This is a genomic window from Streptomyces sp. VNUA24, from assembly GCF_029167005.1.
Taxonomy (GTDB): Bacteria; Actinomycetota; Actinomycetes; order Streptomycetales; family Streptomycetaceae; genus Streptomyces; species Streptomyces scabiei.
The window spans coordinates 156,742-176,803 of record NZ_CP119143.1 but is presented as its reverse complement, the minus strand read 5'-3'; the positions used below and the strand labels follow the sequence as shown (position 1 = coordinate 176,803).

At 70.6% G+C, this 20,062-nt stretch carries 14 protein-coding genes; 10 read left to right on the top strand and 4 right to left on the bottom strand.

Features of this window, described 5'->3' with window-relative positions; translation table 11 throughout:
- Positions 1–427 precede the first annotated feature (427 nt).
- The 5 genes from PYR72_RS00710 (at position 428) to PYR72_RS00690 (ending at position 8,319) form a co-directional block, all read left to right on the top strand.
- Positions 428–1,003, top strand: coding sequence for a sigma-70 family RNA polymerase sigma factor (locus PYR72_RS00710; RefSeq protein WP_275453311.1), 576 nt, complete (start codon positions 428–430; stop codon positions 1,001–1,003).
- Positions 1,003–1,977 (top strand): hypothetical protein, encoded by a 975-nt coding sequence (locus PYR72_RS00705; RefSeq protein ID WP_275460309.1) that lies wholly within the window; start codon positions 1,003–1,005, stop codon positions 1,975–1,977. Before PYR72_RS00710 ends, PYR72_RS00705 begins: the two co-directional genes overlap by 1 nt.
- 237 nt (positions 1,978–2,214) lie before the next feature.
- Positions 2,215–3,480: a VWA domain-containing protein gene (locus PYR72_RS00700; protein WP_275453310.1), complete on the top strand. Its 1,266-nt coding sequence runs from the start codon at positions 2,215–2,217 to the stop codon at positions 3,478–3,480.
- A 587-nt stretch (positions 3,481–4,067) separates the two neighbouring features.
- On the top strand, positions 4,068–6,764 hold the full coding sequence (locus PYR72_RS00695) for a CHAT domain-containing protein (protein ID WP_275453309.1): 2,697 nt from the start codon (positions 4,068–4,070) through the stop codon (positions 6,762–6,764).
- Positions 6,757–8,319 carry a hypothetical protein gene (locus PYR72_RS00690; protein WP_275453308.1) on the top strand — a complete coding sequence of 521 codons (1,563 nt, stop codon included), beginning with the start codon at positions 6,757–6,759 and terminating at the stop codon, positions 8,317–8,319. The genes PYR72_RS00695 and PYR72_RS00690 overlap by 8 nt, the downstream gene beginning before the upstream one ends.
- Positions 8,320–8,461: 142 nt before the next feature.
- Here the strand turns inward: PYR72_RS00690 and PYR72_RS00685 are convergent, their stop codons facing one another.
- Together PYR72_RS00685 and PYR72_RS00680 are read right to left on the bottom strand one after the other, a co-directional pair.
- Positions 8,462–8,614, bottom strand: coding sequence for a hypothetical protein (locus PYR72_RS00685; protein WP_275453307.1), 153 nt, complete (start codon positions 8,612–8,614; stop codon positions 8,462–8,464).
- Positions 8,614–10,206 (bottom strand): serine/threonine-protein kinase, encoded by a 1,593-nt coding sequence (locus PYR72_RS00680; protein WP_275453306.1) that lies wholly within the window; start codon positions 10,204–10,206, stop codon positions 8,614–8,616. Before PYR72_RS00680 ends, PYR72_RS00685 begins: the two co-directional genes overlap by 1 nt.
- A gap of 496 nt (positions 10,207–10,702) precedes the next feature.
- On the opposite strand from PYR72_RS00680, the gene PYR72_RS00675 reads away from it, so the two are divergent.
- Together PYR72_RS00675 and PYR72_RS00670 are read left to right on the top strand one after the other, a co-directional pair.
- Positions 10,703–11,515, top strand: coding sequence for a competence protein CoiA family protein (locus PYR72_RS00675; RefSeq protein ID WP_275453305.1), 813 nt, complete (start codon positions 10,703–10,705; stop codon positions 11,513–11,515).
- A gap of 189 nt (positions 11,516–11,704) precedes the next feature.
- Positions 11,705–13,126: a hypothetical protein gene (locus PYR72_RS00670; RefSeq protein WP_275453304.1), complete on the top strand. Its 1,422-nt coding sequence runs from the start codon at positions 11,705–11,707 to the stop codon at positions 13,124–13,126.
- Positions 13,127–13,258: 132 nt separating this feature from the next.
- On the opposite strand, the gene PYR72_RS00665 is transcribed toward PYR72_RS00670, so the two are convergent.
- Positions 13,259–13,816 carry a helix-turn-helix domain-containing protein gene (locus PYR72_RS00665; protein ID WP_275453303.1) on the bottom strand — a complete coding sequence of 186 codons (558 nt, stop codon included), beginning with the start codon at positions 13,814–13,816 and terminating at the stop codon, positions 13,259–13,261.
- Between the two features lie 13 nt (positions 13,817–13,829).
- Positions 13,830–16,070, bottom strand: coding sequence for a helix-turn-helix domain-containing protein (locus PYR72_RS00660; RefSeq protein WP_275453302.1), 2,241 nt, complete (start codon positions 16,068–16,070; stop codon positions 13,830–13,832).
- A gap of 379 nt (positions 16,071–16,449) precedes the next feature.
- On the opposite strand from PYR72_RS00660, the gene PYR72_RS00655 reads away from it, so the two are divergent.
- From PYR72_RS00655 to PYR72_RS00645, 3 genes are all read left to right on the top strand, one after another.
- Positions 16,450–17,214 (top strand): ankyrin repeat domain-containing protein, encoded by a 765-nt coding sequence (locus tag PYR72_RS00655; protein WP_343245505.1) that lies wholly within the window; start codon positions 16,450–16,452, stop codon positions 17,212–17,214.
- A gap of 17 nt (positions 17,215–17,231) precedes the next feature.
- Entirely contained in the window at positions 17,232–19,664 is a 2,433-nt protein-coding gene (locus tag PYR72_RS00650; RefSeq protein ID WP_275453300.1) for a DEAD/DEAH box helicase, read from the top strand.
- A gap of 84 nt (positions 19,665–19,748) precedes the next feature.
- Positions 19,749–19,934 carry a hypothetical protein gene (locus PYR72_RS00645; RefSeq protein ID WP_060905170.1) on the top strand — a complete coding sequence of 62 codons (186 nt, stop codon included), beginning with the start codon at positions 19,749–19,751 and terminating at the stop codon, positions 19,932–19,934.
- Positions 19,935–20,062 lie beyond the last annotated feature (128 nt).

Here is a 20,062-nt window from a genome sequence, read left to right as displayed (position 1 = left end):
CGACGCCTGTCCTCGGCGCGCACAGAAGGCGCACCCATTCGGATGGCGGTGTGCTGCCGCCCTGCCTCTACAGCCTCCTTCCATGCGGTGCAGCCTCGTGACCAGGAAAATGTCACAACTCCTAGGGGAAATCGCACTGTTGAGGTGGCGGGGCGCGTGAGAGCGGGCGAAAAGCCCGTACGGAAGAGGGAAAGGTGCGGAATGGAGCCTGTGATCACCGCAGCGGTGGTGACCGTGGCCGTCAGTGTCATCAACGCCATAGTGAAGATCGCTCAGCGAAGGTTGAACGTCTCCGTGGAGATAGCGCGCATCAGTGAGGCGGCACAGACCGAGCGGGTTCGCTGCATCAGCGGGCGGTCCGCAACATCCGTCCCTTACCGCGGCGGCCGCGAGGCGGAGCCCGCCGGCCGGAGTGGGGGTGGCGAGCGTGGACGACTCCGTCAGCACTGACTTGCACCTTGCCGAGCCGCTGGAGGCAGATGCCACCCCGCTGCCGGGTATCAAGCTCGCTGGTGCCCTGCACGACGAGCAGTATCCCGCTCTGGTCCGCTTCCTGCTTCTGCAAGGAGCATCCTGGACAGAGGCCCAGGATGCCGCGCAGGACGCCTTCACTCAGATGTGCGCGCCAGGCGTCACGATCACCTACCCCCGCGCCTGGCTGCGCACGGTGGCCTGGCGGTTCTGGGTGAGCCAGCAGGTGAAACTCGAAGATACCTGTGCGGACATGCCGGAACCGCAGCCCAGCCTGCGCTGGCAGACGCCGGCTCACGCCGCCGAACTAGGGGAGGAGGAACGCCAGGTGATCTCTCTACTGCATCAACTGCCGGCCAAGCAACGTGCCGCGATGGCCTGGCATCTGGATGGTTTCACCACTGAGGAAAGCGCACGTGCCATGGGCGCCACCCAGGCGGCCGTCCGCCAGAACCTGGCCCGCGCGAGAGCCGCACTCAGGCAAGGCATGCGGCTCGAGGGCCGGTTCACCACTGAGAGGAGGAAGGCGTGATGGGCAGCGAGTCCCGCGCAGCGGAAGAGAACGAACGCCTCGACGCCCTGCTGACAAGCGCGCACCGGCAACTGGGCATTGCCGTGGTCGACCGCCTCAACGCCCATGGCGGGCCGCCCGAACTGCGTACCCCGGACCTTGCACTGGACCGCCTGCTGGCTGCCACCCACCGCGCCACGGGGACGGCTGTCAGCCGCCGTCTGTCCCGGGACGCCTATGCCGCTCAGCGCGATTCCGCCCTCCAAGCACGTCTGGGCACCCGGGGCCCCCTGGCCCGCCGCCCTGCAACAATCCGGGTGAAGTACCGCGAAGAGGCACTCCGGCTGGTCCGCAACTACTGGCCTCTCAACCTGGCAGATGCGGTGCGCACCGCTGTCCGTATCGTTGAGGACCTGTGTGAACTGGCGGGCGACAGCACGCAGCCGCTGAGCCGCGCCGACACTGCGGTGGAACAACTCCGCGAGCACCTGGAGGGCATGTCCCTGCGGCCTGCACCGTATCGGTCCCAGGCCGCCGTCACCGGCCTGGACTATCTCGACGCAGTCGAGTCCGCACTCGCCGATCCGGCCGAGCGCCTCGCCGATGAACTCCACAGCATCCGGGAACTCGTGGACGAGGAACTGGCTCCTTCCGTCGCCGCCCTCGTGACGACCGGACGCGCCTACCTGTTCGGTGTCGAGGTAGTAGCCCAGGACCTCATCGACGATCTAGTCCAAAGCTGCGAGTACGCCGACGCGCTGGTCAAGGCTGTCGCAGAAGTCGAGCGGGCCAGCAACGACTTCGTCGGAGCAGACCTCACCAACGCCAAGTTGGATGACGTGCCCCTGGAGGGAATTCTGTGGGATGCAACGACCTTGTGGCCGGCGCAGTGGGAAACCCGAGTGCGCCGCGCCTCACTGCCGTCCGGTGACGAGCAAGGAATCCTCGTGGTGGCGGCCGAGGGATGCGACGTTGCGGTCCATGCCGATGCGTAGGACGCATGCTCGCAATGCCCGTCGGGCCGCAGCGTGTTGGCTGTGCCAGGCCGGCGGGCACGGAGCTGGGACGTGCCCGCCGTGAACCTGCGGACAGATGAGCCGTCCTTCGAGGCTGATGCGTCCCGGACGACATGCCCCCGAATACCGCGCAGGAAAGTCGAGAGCCCACAGACTGCACCGTTTCGGCGGGTGCTGGTGGGGCGAATTCCGATCAAAGCGGCGACAGTTGGGCGTGTGGGTGACTACCGTGTCTTTCCACTGATCAAGGAGGACGGGATGCAGACGACATCGCTGCGCAAGGGCGAGAACACAGCACTGGCGACGGCGTCGACGGTCTTGTCCATGGCAGTGCAGGGGCTTGCGGTAGACGTGTCCGCGTTGCTGCTCGGACCGGATGGCAAGGTCCGAAGCGACAACGACCTCGTCTTCTACAATCATCCGGCACAGGACGGTGTGTCGGTCGTCGGCCCGGCGGTCACCGCTGACCTGCCCCGCCTACCCTCTGACGTGCACCAGGTGGTGATCGTAGCGAGCGCTGATCCGCTGCAGCCAGGGGCCGTCTTCACGCATGCACCCCAACTGACGATCAACCAGAACGGTGCGCCTGCCTGGTCGTTCACCGCACCGGATTTCGCTGCGGGAGAGACCGTCGTGGTTCTGGCGGAGTTGTACCGGCGTGGCGACGGCTGGAAGGTCCGCGCCGTCGGTCAGGGCTACGCCTCCGGCCTGTCAGGGCTGGCCATGGACTACGGCGTCGACGTCGACCCAGAACCCGCCGCTGCGCCCTCTACACCACTACCGGCGCAGACGCGTTCTGCTCCTGCGCCAGCAACGGTGGATCTGACAAAGGTGGAACGGCAGGCTCCTGCCCTGCTGGATCCCGCACGACAGGCCGGCCAGGCTCTCGTGAACCGAGGGATTTCAGGTCGGCGGGCAGCGGTATATCTGATCCTGGACCACGACTGGCACATGGAAGAGCTGTACGAGTCCTTCGCGGTCCAGGCTTTCGCCGAACGGGTCCTTGCCTTGTCGGCCAACCTGGACGATGACGGCACCGTGCCCGTGGTCTTCTCCAGCGGACGCGAGCCGTTCCTTGAAGAGATCCGCCTGGACAACTACCGAGGCCGCATCGGGCAGCTGCACACGCAAGTCGACTGGGGCTGGGGCAATGTCGCCGACGCGATGCGCCGCGCGGTCAGCCACTACCAGGAATCCGGCGCGGCTGACCCCGCCTTCATCGTCACCCAGGTCGGGGACGAACCCTGGGACAAAGCAGAAGTCCGCTCCCTCCTGCAGAACACCGCATCCCTGGGGGTGTTCTGGCTGTTCGTGGGATTCGGCCGCGGCAAGCTCGCCTTCTACAAGAACCTCAACGCCTCCGCCTCAGCGACCTTCACCAACGTCGCCTTCTACGACGCCAGCAAGAACCCGGGCTCGGTGCCGGGCGAACAGTTCTACACCGGCCTCGTCGATGCCTTCGCCACCTGGATGCGATCGTGAGCACGCCGCTGCTCCTTCCCGGAGTACAGCCGCGCCTACGGCCGCCGCGGAAAGCGCACCAGCCTTGATGCCCGAGCGACCGCACAGGTCCTGCGCTCCGACATTGTCCCACTACCGGCGGCACCTCGGAGGAGTCTGTGCTTCCTGACCCGCAGCCGCTCATCAGCCGACTGCACACCCGCCCCCCCCGCACACAGCCGACCGTGTGAACGGCAGCTCCAGGACAAGGGCGGTCTGGAGCCCGGGAGGGTCTGTCTGCTGACGCGGTCGAAGGAGCAGGATGGTGGGCGTGACGTTGATGAAGGGAGTGGCAGCGTATGGAGGTGGGAGAGCGGTGGGCATACCGGGTGGCACCGCATCACGGCCCGGTCGGGGAGGCCGAGGTCCTGAAGGTCGGAATCCAGCGCCCATTGATCTCTCATTGGCTCCCGTACGTCCGCCCAGAAACAAGGCGATGTCCGTGAGCTGAGTGGTGAGGACATACAGCGGCTGCTGAGGACGTCCCGCCGCTGGGGCGCACAAGAAGCCCGGGGAGCTTCGCCGGGCTACCGTGGGTGGTGGGGCCGTTCTTCCCGGAGGGCCGAGCCGTGGCCTTGCGCTCGCACCGCTTCCTGACGCCGGACGACCTCGGCCCGCTGCTGCGTATCGCCGCCCATGAGGACAACCGCAGCGTGCGCACCGAAGCCCTCGCGGCGTGCGCCGCGCTCCCGCTGGACGAGGCGGCGGCGGAGGAGGTCGCGGAGCTGGTCCTGAGCCGTTTCCAGGCGGAGCCCCTGGTGCCGGACTCGCTGGTCGAGGCGGCCGGGAACCTCCCGGTGGTTGAGGTGCGGACGGTCCTGGAAGGGTGGTCCGCTGACGATGGCTCGGCCCATCAGGAGGCGGCGCGGCGGGCGCTGGCCACCCGGGACCGATCTGCCGTCACACCTTCGGTACGGGGCGGGGCGGGCGAGTGGAATTCCGCGCTGGCCGTGGAATCGGCGGTGACCGAACGTCTCCTGGACGGTCGTGGCTTCCCGTCCGATCTGTCCCCGCTCGCCTCCCTCTTCGAAAGTGGGAGGCAGCGTCTGCTGTCGGTGCTGATCACCACCCTCGTAGATGCCGTGGATATGGACGACGAGACCCTCCGTGCTGCCACCGAGCGCCTCGGACAGGTCATCGAGGTGCTGCCGGACACGCTCGCGGCGGATCTGCCCGAGCTCCCTCGGGCGGTGCCCGACGGCCGGGCCGACTGGCTCGGAGCGCTGCTGAGCCTCGCGCCGCCGGCCGAGGTGATCGGCAGCGCCGTCGCACGGCTGAGGGACGGAGATCTGGACGAACGCCTGGCCACGCTGCGAGAACTGTCCAGGGCCGCGCCCCACTTGGGCCGTCCTCCCGTGCGCTGGCCGGAGCCGACCTCCCGCCCCGGCGAACTCGCCCACCTGACACGGCTGCTGGAGCCGACGACCCGATACGAGGCAGCCGACGAGCCGCCCGCTGCAGCCCCCTGGTATGTGTACGCACCTCCCCCCTGGTACGACGACGCACCTTTTCCTCTCGAAACGCCCTCACCCCTGCAGCGCAAGGAGGCCCCGCAGCCGCCGGGGCCGCCGACCGGGCCCCTTGCGCCGTCCCCGGAACCGGAGGAATTCGTGGGCGGGGGACCGCCAATGCCTCGTCGCGTCCTGGACTGGTGGAAGCGCAGGGGCGCCCAGCGCAGGGGGGTTCTCGTCTCAGCTGAGGAGCCTGCGCTAGCGGTGACCGCCCCCACCCGCGAGGCCTACGCTCGTCTCGACGCTCCCCAGCACGTCGTGCCTGACGAAGCCTTCGAGCTGCGCGTAGGGCTGGCCCCGCTCCCCACACCCGAGGTCGTCCAGCCCGCCCCCTTCACCATCCCCGCCGAGACATTCACGCTCGACGTTTCCGTCCTCGCGCACGGCTTCGCCGTGGTCGGCGAGGACCCGCTCACTCTGCGCATGCGGGCCGGTCCGGACGATCCGTACCCCTACCGGATGCTCAGGCTCAGGGCGGTGGACGATCAGTCTCTGGCCGCGGAGCGGGTGATCACCGCGGTGTACGCGGTCGCCGGCAGCGTCATCGGGGTTGCCCACCGGACCGTACGCGTGGGTGCGGTGCCTGGGGAGCCGGCCGGTGACGAGCCGCGGATGCAGGCGGCCGGAGGCGTATGGGTGCTGCCGGAAGAGGCGGACGCCGGCACCCAGCCGGATCTGGAGATCGTCGTGGCTCCGGGGAACGACGCCGAGGGGCGGCAGCACTGCTGGCTGTACCGCTCGCCGCACCCGGGCGTCGGCGCTTGTGACAAGCCGCTCGTGACCATGCTCGGTGGTGAGGCCGACTGGGCCCGCTCCGTCATGCGCGGCGTGCAGGAGCGCAAGGACGCCTACGACCTGGCCCACTACCTCAAGGGAGTTGGCCGTGAGGCGAGCGGCGCCGTGCCGGAGGAGGTGTGGGCCGCCCTGCGCGGCGCAGGGGAACGTGTCGGTCCGCCGAGCGTGCTCCTGGCCACCTGGGACCCGTACATCCCCTGGGAACTGGCCCTGATGTCCGAGCCGTTGGACCCGGCGGCCCCGGCCCACCTCGGCGCCCAGGCGGTCGTCGGCCGCTGGATCTACGGAGACCGGCAGCGCACCCCGGCCCCGCCCGCGCATCTGCAACCCCACACGATGTCCGTGGTGACCGGGGACTACGCCGTCGCCGAACTTAAGGAGGCGAAGGCCGAGGCCAAGCACCTCATCCGGCACTACCGCGCAAACCCCGTCGACGCCACCACCGACCAAGTGCTCATGGCTCTGGAGGGCGAGCGGGGGCCGGACATCCTCCACCTCGCCGTGCACGGGAAGTTCAGCACGGAAGAGCTGGAGGACGGTCTGCAGATGGTGGACGGCACGTACTTGAGCCGACGGTCCGTCAGCGGAGTGGAGGTCAGCGGGGTGCGGCTCGTTTTCCTCAACGCCTGCCAGGTCGGGCAGGGCCGCAGCGAGCTGGGCGCGTACGCGGGCATGGTGCCCGCCTTCCTCGGCATCGGCGCGCAGGCAGCCGTCGCCCCGCTGTGGAACGTCGACGACAAGGTCGCCAAGAACTTCGCCCAGGACTTCTACAAGGCCGTACTCAAGGGCGGCACATCCCCCGCCGAGTACCTGCGCAGGCGGCGTGCCAGAACGTTCGGCGCGGCCGGGGCCGAGCTGTCGACCCCGCTCGCCTACCTCTTCTTCGGCCACCCACGGCTGACCGTCCAGTGGACCGCGGAAGGCGCTCCAGCGCAACGGGAAGGAACCGACGATGCCTGACCTCGAACGGGACGGACGCAGCGAACTCCCCTACGGTCTGGTCCTGCGGTCCACAGAGGTAGGTGGCCGTGTCGGCGAGGTCCGCCGATGGGCCGCGGCCGGAACGCCGGTGCGCGACGCGGCCCCTGGCGCGCTGCCCGAGCGACTCCTCGCCGACCACGTCCCCGAGTCCGCCGCGCGCCTGCTGGGCACCGCGGCGCAGGAGGCCGGGATGCGGCCGGTACTCACCGTGCCGCTGAGTGACTTGGCCGTGCCACGCCTCCCCGGCGGGACCGATCGGAGCGGCGCTCGTGGCCCGCACCTCCTGATGGAGGCGCCCGAGCCCCCACCGGACGAGGGACAGGTCCTGCTGGAGGCAGATGCGACCGGCGTCCTGCGCTGGGTTTTCCCCGAGACGGCGATGCGGGGCAGCCGCACGGACCGGGCCGCCGGGACGCAGACGTTCCGAGTTCCGCTGCAGCAGTTCGCGCTCCCCCCGACAGGGCCGGCGGCGGACCGGGGCATCGTCGGGTTCGGTGTCGGCAAGGTCCTGCACCTGCTGCGGTTCCCGATCGAGCGGGCGGCCGGACTCGCGGCCGACTTCGCGGTCAGCCGGTGGGAGAAGAGGAACCGCCCGTACGGGCTCCGGCTGACCACCCCGCAGACATTCCTCGCGACTGGCGAAATGGCGGGTTACGGGGCCGGTGAGGGGTCCGGCATGCAGGTGAGCGCGGGCCGGCTCGCCGAGCTCGCCGACCGGCCCTTCCTGCTCTTCGTCCACGGCACGTTCAGCAGGTGCCGCACCGGCTTTCGCGGCATCGCCGACGACGAGCTGCTGCTGCATGACCTTCACCGGCGTTACGACGGCCGCGTCCTGGTCTTCGACCATCCGACCGTCCACCTGGACCCGGTCGACAACGCACGCTGGCTCCTGGAGCACCTGCCCGCTGACCGGCGACTCACCCTCGACATCGTCACCCACTCCCGGGGCGGTCTCGTCGCCCGCCATCTGAGCCGGGACGGCCTGGCGGGCGCGGGACGGCCCGCCCCTTCCGTCCGCATCCTGGTCCATGTCGCCACCCCCAACGCGGGCACGGCCCTCGCCGAGAAGCAGCGACTGAGCGATCTGCTAGGGGTCTTCACCAACCTGCTCGGGCTGTTCCCGGAGGAGCTGGTGAGCACCACCCTGGAGGTCGTCCTCGAAGTTGTGAAGCACGGTGCGACTGGTGTCCTCGGCGGGCTGGACGGTCTGGCGGCGATGGACCCCGCGTCGGAGGGGCTCGGTGAACTCAACGCCTCCGCCGTCCCGACCGAGGGTTCGGTGCGCGCGGTGACGTCCGACTTCGAGCCCCCACGGGACGCGGCGTTGACGATGCGCGCGCTCGACGGGCTGGTGGACCGGCTGTTCGGTGTCGGCAACGACCTCGTCGTACCGACCGATGGCGTCCACCACGCCGGTTCGTACGTCGTGCCCGATCCGCTCGTCGTCCCGTCGGCGAGCGCCGTCGTCCACAGCGGCTTCTTCCGGAACGCACAAGTCCGCGCTGGCCTCTCCGAGTGGCTGCCAGGGAGCTGACCGCGCCCCGGACGTGCCGTATGCCGTATGCACCGCTCCGGCCAGCTTTCCTCCGAGCAAGAAGCTCTGGTCGCAGCACTGTTCGACGGCGACTGGACCGACGAGGGCGCGCCTCCAGCGGGCATGCCGTAGAGGTCTGCGGCTATACGCGGCAGCTGTCGGTGTGGGTGACCTCTCGGAAGCTGGCGATGAGGGGGCTGGCCATCGACTCGCGGTAGACGACGGCGGCACGACCGTAGGGCCAGGTGATGTCGTCGTGGAAGTCCTGCTGGGCTTCTGCGCAGCTGCCGAACATCAGACCGCGGACGATGTCGGTCCAGTCGGCATCGTCCTGGTAGCTCTGCCCTTCGGGTAGATGCCCGGGCCGAAGGTGACGAACATCGTCTGCGCCGAGGGGTTGAACGTGACGGTCACCTCGTCGCCCATGTACTGCTGCCCTTGAAGGACGGGAGCAGCGCCCTCGCGCAGGCGCTGTGCGGCGGCTTTCTCCGCCTGTGTGGCCGGTACCCGGGCGGCGGCCCACTCCTCAACGGTGGGCTGAGCGCTGTCGCTGCGGGTGTAAGCGGGAGAGGGGGCGGGCGAAGAACGAGGAATCGGCGAGGAGGATGACGGTACGTCGGAGGTGGTCAGCGCGGGGTCGGTTTCAGGGCTGGCTGAGTGCTGCGCTGCAGGCGTGAGGCCGGCGGCCGGCGTTCTCTGACCGCCGGGTGCGGAGGCCGGTCCCCGCGCGGCGGTGGATGACTGCGTGGCGACGAGGACGCCACCGAGGCTCCCCACGACGGCAGCGGCTGCGACGACCGCCAGGTACAGGCGAGTACGGCCGGTGCGTTTCGAGGGGGCAGGCCAGATCGGCTCGTCGGACGGCAGATCCCAATTGAGACCGACCAGGTCGGCTATCAGCGTCGGCTGAGGCAGATCGGCGGGCCCGGTGACGGCTGTGGTCTGGCTGGCAAGCAACTCACCACACACTTGCGCGAGTTCGGATGCTGCCGGCCGGCTGGAGGGTTCCTTCGACAGGGCCCTGTCCACCAGCTGGCGCAGATCATCGCCCATGCCGTCAAGGTCGGGCTCGGCGGACAGGACACGAAAAGCCACGGCGTCCGCAGCACCGCTGCCGAAGGGAAGACGCCCTGTTGCCGCGTAGGCGACCAGGGCACCCCAGGCGAACACATCGCCCTCTGGGCCGACCGTCCCGGTGCGGTAATGCTCAGGGCTGATCCACCCCGGCGTGCCCGTCACCACGCCAGTGCGGGTGACGGAAGTCCCGTCCAAGGCATGAGCGATGCCGAAGTCCAGCACCATCGGTCCCGAAGGCGCCAGAATGACATTCTGGGGCTTCACATCCCGGTGGACAACACCGGCTTCGTGGACTGCGGACAATGCTGCTGCGGTACCCACGGCCAAGGCATACAGACGGGCCCCGGCCAGGTGCCCGCTGGCGGCCACGTACCGGTCGAGGGTGGGACCGGGTACGAAAGCGGTAGCGAGCCACGGACTGGGCGCATCGGGGTCAGCATCAAGCACCGAGACCAGGCAGGGCCCCGCAACACGCTGGGACAGGTGGACCTCCCGCCGGAACCGAGCACGGAACTCGTCGGCGGCGGCCTGCGCCGGATGCACGACCTTGACAGCCATCCGCTCCCCAGCACCGCTGAGCGCGGCATACACGGTGCCCATGCCGCCGGACCCAAGGCGCCCTACAACGCGGTAGGGGCCGACACGCTGCGGATCACCTTGCTGCAATGACTGAACACGGCTGGACACGATTGCTTCCCCCTGGTGATCAACAGCACGCATACGCCAAAAGTGGTGATCAATCGTATCGACTACCTGCGCAACCGGAGGCGATGGCAGATGCCGCTGCCAGTCCTCACCCTGCCAGCTCACCCTCCGCCTCGATCCGCCACACACCCGCCCTGCGCAACACCGACCACATCGCCGAACGCGCAGCCCACCACCCAGGCAAGCCCGAAGCCGCGCACCTTACTGCCCTGCCCGTCGCCTCAGTACCGACCCGTGGCGGGACGCGACCGTCCGCCAGCACGCCCGCAGCCTCCAGGCCGCGATTGGCCAACTCCCGCCCGCCCCACACAGGAACTACGCGACGCACGGATCACCGCAGGCGACATCGACGCCCACCAGATGCAACTACGTGCCGCAGATTTCTGTACAGCCGCCCGCAGCCGGAGGCCGCTCGTGATTCTCGCCGGGCCCCTCGCCGCCTGCCGGTCTCCTGATCGGACCCCACGCGCCAGCGGGCCGCCGCCCGGTGCCGGGTCATGCTTCGCTGGGGCAACTCACGTGCGGGCCGGTCGACTTTGTGGCTACTGGGCGGGCAGGCTGGAGGGATACCCGCACCGATCAGTGAAAGGGGAGCGTGCCGATGCCACTGACCGCGCGCCTGCACGGGCACGGGACGCTGGATGTGACCCTCGACGGTCTCGGTGTCGGCATGGCCTGGGAGGCGGTGTACCGGGTGCGGCCGAGGCCGGTGCTGGCCTGCACGGAATGCGGGCTGGCGATGCACGCGAAGGTGTCCGGACGCGGTGGGCGGTTCTTCGCACACGACCGCCGCAGCACCACCTGCGCGGCCGCCGGCGAGACGGAGGAACACCGCGCTCTCAAGAGGGCCTTGGCCGCCGCCGCGCGGGAGACCGGCCACCGGGCGGAGCTGGAGGTGCGCGCCGCGCACGGCGGCTGGCGGGCCGACGTCCTCGTCACCGCGCTGTCAGGAGCGCGGACCGCTCTGGAGGCGCAGGTCTCCTCCGCGTCGGTCGACGAGGTCCTCGCGCGCACCCGCCGCTACCAGGACGACGGCCTCGGCGTGGTCTGGTTCACGCACCGCGCCGCGCGCTGGCTCGACCGGGTGCCCGCCGCCCGCCTGTACCGTCCCACAGGGCCGGACGGGCCGTGGATCCGTCTGCACCCGCTCGTGCGCCGGTTCAGCGTCGTGGCCTGCGCGGAGGTCTGCGACCCCAGCCCGTTCTGGCACGGCCCTGTTCACGCCAGCTGGGACCACGGCGAGGAACGGGATCTCCCACAGTTCGTCGACGCTCTTCTGTACAGCCGCCTCGTCCCCCGAACGGCCACCACAGCCCTGGGCACCCGCTACGACGGGTGGGCAGCCCCCGAGGACGTCACGGCGGCCGACGAGTACGCCGCGTCGATGCAGGCCACACGGCCCGCACCCGCATGACCTGCGACGCCCCCCACCACGGTGCGGGAGCCGAGGACTCCCCGTAGGCGTCGCCACCCGACTGTTGGCGAGCGTGCGCCTTGTGGTGGGTGCCGGGCGGCGGCCCTCGGCCATCACGGGCCGTATTTCGAGCGCCCTGTGCGATCCCCGCCCCTACGATCGCCTGGTACGACTGCTGGAGGGGCGGAAATGCTCGAGGACATCGAGGACAGGGCAGCGGCAGCGATGCGGCTCGCGGGAGGTGCGCCGCTGCAGAGCACGCTCGATGTCGCCGACCCCGCTGACTGGCTCGCGCTGGACGCAGCAGTACGCGAGGTGGCCTGGTACCGCCCGCAGTTCCTGCCGGGGTGGGAACAATCCGCCCCACTGCCCGCCGACCTCACTCAGCTCGGCGAGTCCCGGCTCGCACTCGCCCTCTGCCACCGCGACGGGCGGATCCGTCAGGAGGCCCTGCGCCAGTCGGTCCGGTACCCCGGCCTGCTGCCGTTGGTCGTGATCCGCTGCACCGACTGGGTCGAGCCGGTGCGCGAGCGCGCCCGACAACTGCTGTGCGAGGCCCTGAATATCGACTCTGCCCTCGACCTCGCGCCGCTCATCCTCCGCGTCGGCCGCCGCGACAGAGGCGCCTTCGGTGTCGATGCGCTCGGCCACATTCTGCGTCAGGCATCTCACGGGCAGCTCGCTGTACTCTTTGCTGACCCCGACCGCATCGTCCGTCGGTTCGCCTACCGGCTGGCCGTCGAAGGCCGGCTGCTCCGTCCCGCCGAGCTGGCCCGCGCGGCCGCCCGGGACCAGGACACCGTGGTCCAGGACCTGTGTGCCACAGCGGCGCTCACGGTTCTTGGGGATGAGGAGGCCTACGAGGATGTGCTGTCTCCACTGCTGTCCGCGCGCAACCCGCGTACCCGTTCGGCCGGCGTCACCGCGCTGCGGCGGGCGGGGAGGTCAGAGCAGGCGGAGCCGTTTCTCAGCGACCGTTCCGCGCTCGTGCGTGCTTGCGCACGGTATGTCGTACGACAGCAGGGAGGTGATCCGGCGGCCTGGTACCGGGAGCGGTGCACGGCTGCGGACGACCCCGAGTTGCCGCCCGGTGCGGTCATCGGGCTGGCCGAGTGCGGGAACCGCGCGGACGCAGGGCTGTTGTGGCCGCTGCTCGTGCACCCGGCGGCAGGGGTGCGGGCGCGAGCGGTGGCAGGGCTGCGGGCACTGGACTGCGCGGACGCGGACCAGTTGCGGCCGCTCCTGGACGACCCTGCCGCCGGTGTCGTCCGCGAGACGGCCGTCGCCCTGCTGCCCTCGGTCAAGGAACTGCCTGCCGACTGGCTGTTGGAGCGCACCAGCTCCGAGCGGCCGCGGCACGTCCGCGTCGGTGCGTTCCGGCTGCTCGACGCGCGCGGCGGCATCGTGGCGCTACGGGCGGCGGTCGGCCTGTTGGAGGACCCGGATGTGAAGCTGCGCACCTGGGCCGGCCAGTCCGCGCAGCGCTGGCATCCGTCGGCGGACGCGCGGCGCGGTGATGCGGAGGTGGGGGAACTGCTCGACCGGAGCCGACACCTCTTCAGCGACTACGTGCTGCGCCGACGCAAGTGGGAGGCCGGGGTGGACACCTGAGACTGCACCGCGGTCCGGAACCCTGCTCGGCACTCGCTGCCCGGCGGGCCTGGTGACAGCACGCCTGCCTTGGTGACAACCATCGTGCTTCGGCTCAGTTCCTGTTCTCCTGCTCCCGGTGCCCCGCCCGCGCTACAGCTCGAACTGCAGGTCGACGAGGTCTTTGAGTTCCACTTCGAGGCCGTGGGCGCGGCGGCCGTTGTCGCGGAAGTACACCTCACCCAGGGCCTCGGCCGCGACCTGACGCAGCTCGTCCTCGTCGACCCCTGCCTCCTGGGCTGCAAGGAGGCGGGCGGCGTGACGGGGCGGCAGGGCGAGGGTGAGGTGACGCACACGGGCCTGGTCGGTGCTGCCGGCGGCGGCGGTGTAGCCGAACCTCGCCTGCACATCGATCATGATGCCGCTCGTGGTGGCTGCGGCCTCTTTCGCTCTGGCCCGGATCTGCGGCTGCCAGCGCATGCGGACTTCGTGTGCGAGGCGGCCGGCGAGCTCGGGCCGGGGGGTTTTGATCTGGTTCTTCACATACCGCTCGACGGTGCGCTGGCTGATGCCGAGCAGTTCGGCGACGCGCTGGGTGCTGCGCTGGTGCTGCTTGACCAGGTAGCGCATCTGCGCCCCCGCGGACTTGGGGACGGGACGCGTGAAGGCGCCCTGCACCGCCTTGTCGAGTTCTTCCCCGACCGTGACCACGCCGTAACGCTCCTTATTCTCCGGTGTCCTTGGCGGTGACCTCGCCGGTCTTGATGTAGCGGGCGAGGTTGGCGACGTGGCCGTCGGCGCCGAGCTGTTCGAGCACGTTGGCACCCCACAGCACGCTCTGGGTGCCCTCATGTTTGACCATCCCGGGCGACACCCCCAGCCGGAAGCTGCCCGGCACGGTCTTGCCGTCGGCGTCGTAGGGCAGGACGTCCAGGGGGCTGGGGCCGTCGGCGGCGTACACCGCGCAGTCGGAGAGGACCGCCACCGGGTAACGGCCGGTGGCCGCCGCGAGGTTGAGCATCTTGCGGTGCATGTTGATCCGGGCCCGGGAGATGACGGTCGCACGGATGTCCGGGCGCCACGTCGGCCGGGCGAGGGCGGGCCAGGCCTGACCCGGCTTCCAGCCGCCGCCGCGCGCCTTCTCCTGCAGCTTGCCGATGCCGCCCTTCACGGTCATCTTGACCGCGTCCACCACGATCGCCATCTCGGGGTCACGCTGCTTGTAGCCGTCCATCGCCTTCAGGAAGTCGGCCGGGGGCAGCTTCTCGGCGACGCCGAGGTCCGTCATGGTGGCGACGTAGGCGTCGCGCAGCCGCTTGTACCAGCCGTCCAGGAACCGGCCGCTCTCACGGCGCACCCACGCCTGAAGCGGCGTGACGTCGTAGCCGAGTTCGACGGCGTAGGCGACCGTCGGGGTGGCGTACCAGGCCGGACCGGTCGGGCGTTCGCCGGTCGGAGTGAACGGGCTGGGCAGCAGCGCGGCGTCGATCTCGCGCCACTGCTTGCCGACCTTCACCCGGGACAGGTCGACGTGGGAGAGGTCGACCAGCCAGGAGCCAGCCGCCGCCGCATCGAAGGCGGGGCGGGTGACATGGACGGGAGGCGTGGCCAGGCCGACGACGGCGCCGTTGGCGGCCGCGCCGAAGGCGAGGTTCACATCCAGGCCGACCAGGTGCCGCTGCATGCACTCGTCATCGGTCAGGTCCCGCGCCCAGTCGTAGGCCTCCTCGAACAGCCTCTCGTCGGGCCCGCGCACGTGGAAGCGGGGCAGATGGGCCAGGACGGGGTGCCCGTCGGTCGCCTCGCACGGTGCGGGGTCCACCGGCTCGGTGCCCAGCGAGCCGGGCCGGTGCTCGCGGTGCCGCCTGCCGTCGGCGTCCGGCTCGCTCGCGCGGGTCGGCGGGCTGAGCGCGGTCATCAGCTGCAGCCCGGTCACGGCGGTGGAGCCGACCGGCGTCATCACCCGGGCCGCGTACACCCCCAATACCCGGGCGAGTTCCGCAGGCTCCAGCTGGGCGGCATGGCCCCAGGCACGGTCGTCCAGGGCCCGCCAGGAGGGGATGCACAGCTGCACGCACTGACGTCGGCTGCCCTGGGCGGGGCGGTAGATCCGCGCCCACGGCCCCAGCCCGCGCTTGGTCAGCTGCCAGTCGGCGCGCTCGAGCTGCCTGATGACCTTGTGTCCCTCCGGCAGCCGTCCGGCGAGCCGCTCGGAATCGGACAGGGCGGCGGGCAGCCCGTAGCGTTCGCACGCGGCCTCGGTGAGCACCAGCAGCGGATCGGCGTCCTTGCCCGAGCCGTGCAGCTTCTCCGCCCCGAGCTGCGCCTCGGTGAGCGTCCACTCCACCAGCGCGGGCAGCGACTTGGCGGGCACGTCCAGGATCAGACCGCCGACGCCGTAGCCGGTCACATTCCGCTCGGAGTCGGCGTCGAGGACGAGCAGCGGGCCGTGCGCGTACGCACCCCCGGATACCGCAGTGCCCGCGGGGGCGGCTTTCTTCGTGCCCGGGCGGCGCGAGGTCTGCGGCGCCCGGGCGGCGCGCGGAGGTGTCACGGTGGCCGGTGCGGCAGCAGCCTGCGGGGGAGTGGGCGGGGCCTTTTCGGTCTCAGCTGTGGCCGGGGCCTCCGGGGCTCCGGCCGGGGGCTGAGCCTGTGCTGCGGACGCCTGCGTGGTGAGCGTCTGCGGCCTGGCGGCCTCATCCTGCGGGGCGCCGGTGTCCTGGGGGGCGGGGTAGAGCTGGGCGAGCTGCTTCAGCAGGCGCGCGTATGCCTCCCGCTCCGGGGGGCGCGGCTCGGCCTTGCCCGACTCCCAGCCGCCGACGGTCGCCCGCCGCACGGCCAGGGCGGCGGCCACCTCGTCCAGGGTGAGCGCGTGAGCCTGGCGCAGCCGCCTGCGCTCGGCCGGCGGCGGCAGCGGGGACCGGGACGCGATCAGCGCGTCGACCGCGTCGAACAACTCGGACATGGGACACCTCCGTCCCTCACCCTACCCTGAAGCGTCCCTATGGCGTACCAATGGCGTACAGCTAACGCACATTTAGCGTACGTGATGTGTTCGGGGTGATAAAGTCGTGTGCCAGCGGCCTTGAGGGATGTCATCGGGCGGGGCTGACGAAAGCATGCGATGGGTCGGAGGGGGATCGGTGGCAGCGGGCGACGGGTGGGCCGGCATGGGTTGGGACTGGACGGATGCCGAGGAGATTCGCCGTCGTCTTGATAGAGGCGCCGATCCGGAGAGCTGGAACGGGAGCCGTCCTCTGCATCGGGCGGCGGTGTTCGGCTCCTCGGAGGCTGTGGCGGAACTGGCCCGCCGGGTTGCGGATGTGGACGCGTTGGAGGACGGGGTGACGGCACTGTGGGAGGCCGTCGTGTCCCGGAAGCCGGCCAACGCACGAGTGCTCGCCGCTGCCGGGGCCGATCCGTGGCGGCTGTCGCTGGGCGGCTGGTCACCGGGGCGGCTGAGCCTGGCCGGACCGACGCCCGGGCTGTTCCCGGTGCCGGAAGGGGTGTCCCTGAGCGACTCCGAGCGTGCGGCAGCGCAGGAGGCACACCGCCTCACCGCGGCGCTGGGTGAGTTCGACTACGACGGCACGGGCCTGGCCTGCGTGGCGGGCATCGACGCGGCCGAGGCGGTACGCCGCCTTGAGGCCACGCCGGTGGTGGACGGCGAACTCCTCGGCGTGCTGAACGAGCTGCTGGAGGAGCCCTACGCGTACGACATGGACGAGAGCCTGCAGATCATCGGCGTGACGTCGGTGCCGGGCGGCTGTGTGATCACCCAGCCCTGGGGATACGCGCCGCAGATGCCGGGCGTGCTGACCCGGCTGTCCGCCGGCACCCTCTGCTACGGCCTGTACGCCAATCCCAAGAGCGGCAACCAGGGCAGTATCGCCCGCAACGGAAGCATCGAGGGCTCGGACCTGCACCCCGGCGGAGACCCGGACGAGGACGACACCTCCGCGCAGGTGCTGGCCTCCTACCTCTACCAGCACAACGCCGTCGCCTACGCCTGCGCCTTCGCAGGACTGCGCCTGACCGACAGGCGCGCCGTCGTCGGACCGCCCGATGTGTGGGTCGAACTGCCCCGCCGCGACTACTGGAGTCACTGACTCGGCAAGGAGCTGTCATGACGGTGGTGGACCTGCCGCGCCCCGGCCGCCCTGGGCGTGCGCGGCTCTTCCCTGACCAGGCGGAGGCAGTGGAGCGGTTGGTGCGGCATCTGCGGCGGGCGGGGACGCGGGGTCTGTTCGTGTCGGCGACGGGCACCGGCAAGACGCTGGTGTCGATCCGCACGGCGGATGAACTCGGAGCGCGGCTGGTGCTGTTCGTGGTCCCCACCCTGGACCTGGCCGCGCAGACCGCGTTGGCGTGGCGCCGGGACGGTCACCTGGAGCATCTGGTGATCGTCTCCTCCATGGACACCAGCGGTCGCGACGATCTGGTCGCGGCCCGCGTCATGTCGACCACCGACCCCCACGCGCTGGGCGGGCTGATGTCGGTGGTAGGGGAGGGGGAGGACCAGATTCCCGCGTTGACGGTGATCTGCACCTACGACTCCCTGGACAAGATCAAGGAAACGCAGAACACCGGATACGCGGTGCCGCCGTTCGACCTCGCGGTCATGGACGAGGCACACCGGATCGCCGGACGGGCTGACAAGAAGTGGGCCATCGTCAACGACACGCAGCGGATCCGCGCGGATCGCCGCCTCTACATGACCGCCACCCCCCGCATCTTCGCCGCCCCCGAGCTGGCCGAGTCCGCCGACGTCACCCGCCCCCGCCGCCGTACCACCGGGCCGAACCCGGACGTGGACGCGTTCGCCAACTCCATGGACAACGAGCAGATGTACGGGAAGAAGGTCTTCGAATACCCCCTCGCCCAGGCCGTCGAGGACGGCCGGGCGGCGGACTACCGCATCGTGGTGCCCACCCTCACCGACACCGACCTGCGCCGCCGCCTAAACCTCCCCACCCCCGCCACCACCCCCGGCGGCGACGGCGACGGGCCGGACAGCGCGCTGCGCACCACCGCCCTGCACCTGTCCGTCCTGCGCGCGATGACCGAACACGGGCTGAAGAAAGTCCTGGTCTACTTCACCCTCGTCTCCGACGCCCGCCGCTTCGCCCGCGAACTCCCCCACACGCTGCGCATGCTGGCCCGCACCGACCCCGGCCTCGTCCCGGACATCACCCCCGACCTGTTCTTCGCCCACGGCGAGCACACCCCCGCCCAGCGCGCCGACACCTTCACCGCGTTCGCCGCCGCCGACTGCGCGATCCTCGCCAACTCCCGCCTGATCGCCGAAGGCGTCGACATCCCCAGCGTGGACGCCATCGTCTTCGCCGACCCCACCCGCAGCGTCATCCGCTGCGTCCAGGCCCTGGGCCGCGCCCTGCGCCTCGACGTGAGCGGCAAGACCGCCTCACTGATCGTCCCCGTCTACGTCCCGCCCGGCGCCGACGGCGAGAACATCCTCGGCACTCCTTACGAACCCGTCTGGGCGATCGCCTGCGCGCTGGCCGGCCACGACCACCGCATCCTGGAGCGCCTGCCCGACAAGGCCAACCGCCTCCCGCGCGAGACCAGCGACGTCATCCAGCGCCGCTGGCACTTCGACTTCACCGTCCACCCCGAACGCATCGCCCAGGCGATGGACCTGGTCTCCTTCGACCCCCGCGACCAGACCGTCTCCCGCTCCCGACGCCTCGGCCTGGCAGCCGCCCAGTCCTACCGCGACCAGTACGGCCACCTCGACGTCCCCGCCGACCACACCGACCCCACCGGCTACCGGCTGGGCACCTTCATCACCACCATGCGCGACGCCCGCACCGCCGGCCGCCTCGAAGCCGACTGGATCGCCGAACTCGACACCCTCGACATGATCTGGGACAAGCACGACGCCGCCTGGCGCTCCCGCCTCGCCGCCGCAGCCGACTACCACCACGCGCACGGCCACCTCGCCGCCCCTGCCACCACCCCCGTCGGCTCCTGGCTCGCCGAGCAACGCCACCTCGCCGCCAAGAACACCCTCGATGCCGCCCGCGCCGACGCCCTCACCGCACTCGCTGCCGACTGGCGCCTGCCCCACGGCGCGGACTGGCACCGCAAATACCACCTGCTCCGCGCCCACCTCGCCTCCGGCGCCGACCCGGCTGCCCTCACCCGCGACACCCTCCTGGCAGGGGTGAAGATCGGCTCCTGGCTCCACCGCCAACTGACCACCTGGGCCGCCCTCCACCCCGGCCAGCAGCACCTGCTCACCACCCTCGGCCTCACCCCCGACACCAACCCCCTCACCCCGGCCCGCCGTACCCGCCGCACCTTCGAACAGACCGTCCAGCTCCTTGGACTCTTCCTCCACCGCGAAAGCCGCGCCCCCACAGCCCGCGAGACCATCCGCGTCGACGGCGACACCGTCAAGATCGGAGCCTGGCTCGCCAAAGCCCGCACCAAGCACCGCACCGGCCAGCTCCCCGAGACCCATGCCTGCCTGGTTGCCGCCCTCTTCGACGGCGACTGGACAACCGAGGACGCCGTCCCCGCCGTCCTGGCCTGAACGCCCCCTGCCGACAGGCGGGTCCGGGGGCCCGTATGCTGCGCCGGTCCGGCGTACCGCCCGCTGAAGGGAAACCGCCCCACCGTGTTTCAGCAGACCCCCGTCTACGACCGCCTCGTCGCCGAACGCGGCGATGTCCCCGTCCAGGTTCGCGGGGAAGCCGACCGGATACACCGCGACCTGGCCCAGGTCCTGCGCCAGGCTCCCGCCCCCCAGCCGAGCACCCCGCCAAGCGTCTTCGAGCCGAAGCAGACTCCCAGAACCCTGTAGGCATGCGGCCGTGTATCGGCCGCGACCGTCAGCCGTCGGGCTCGCCCGCCGCCGAGGGCGTCCGCGGCGGCACGCAAGCTGCTCCACGCCCCAAGAACCCCAGCGACAAGCCCTGACGGCCTTGATCT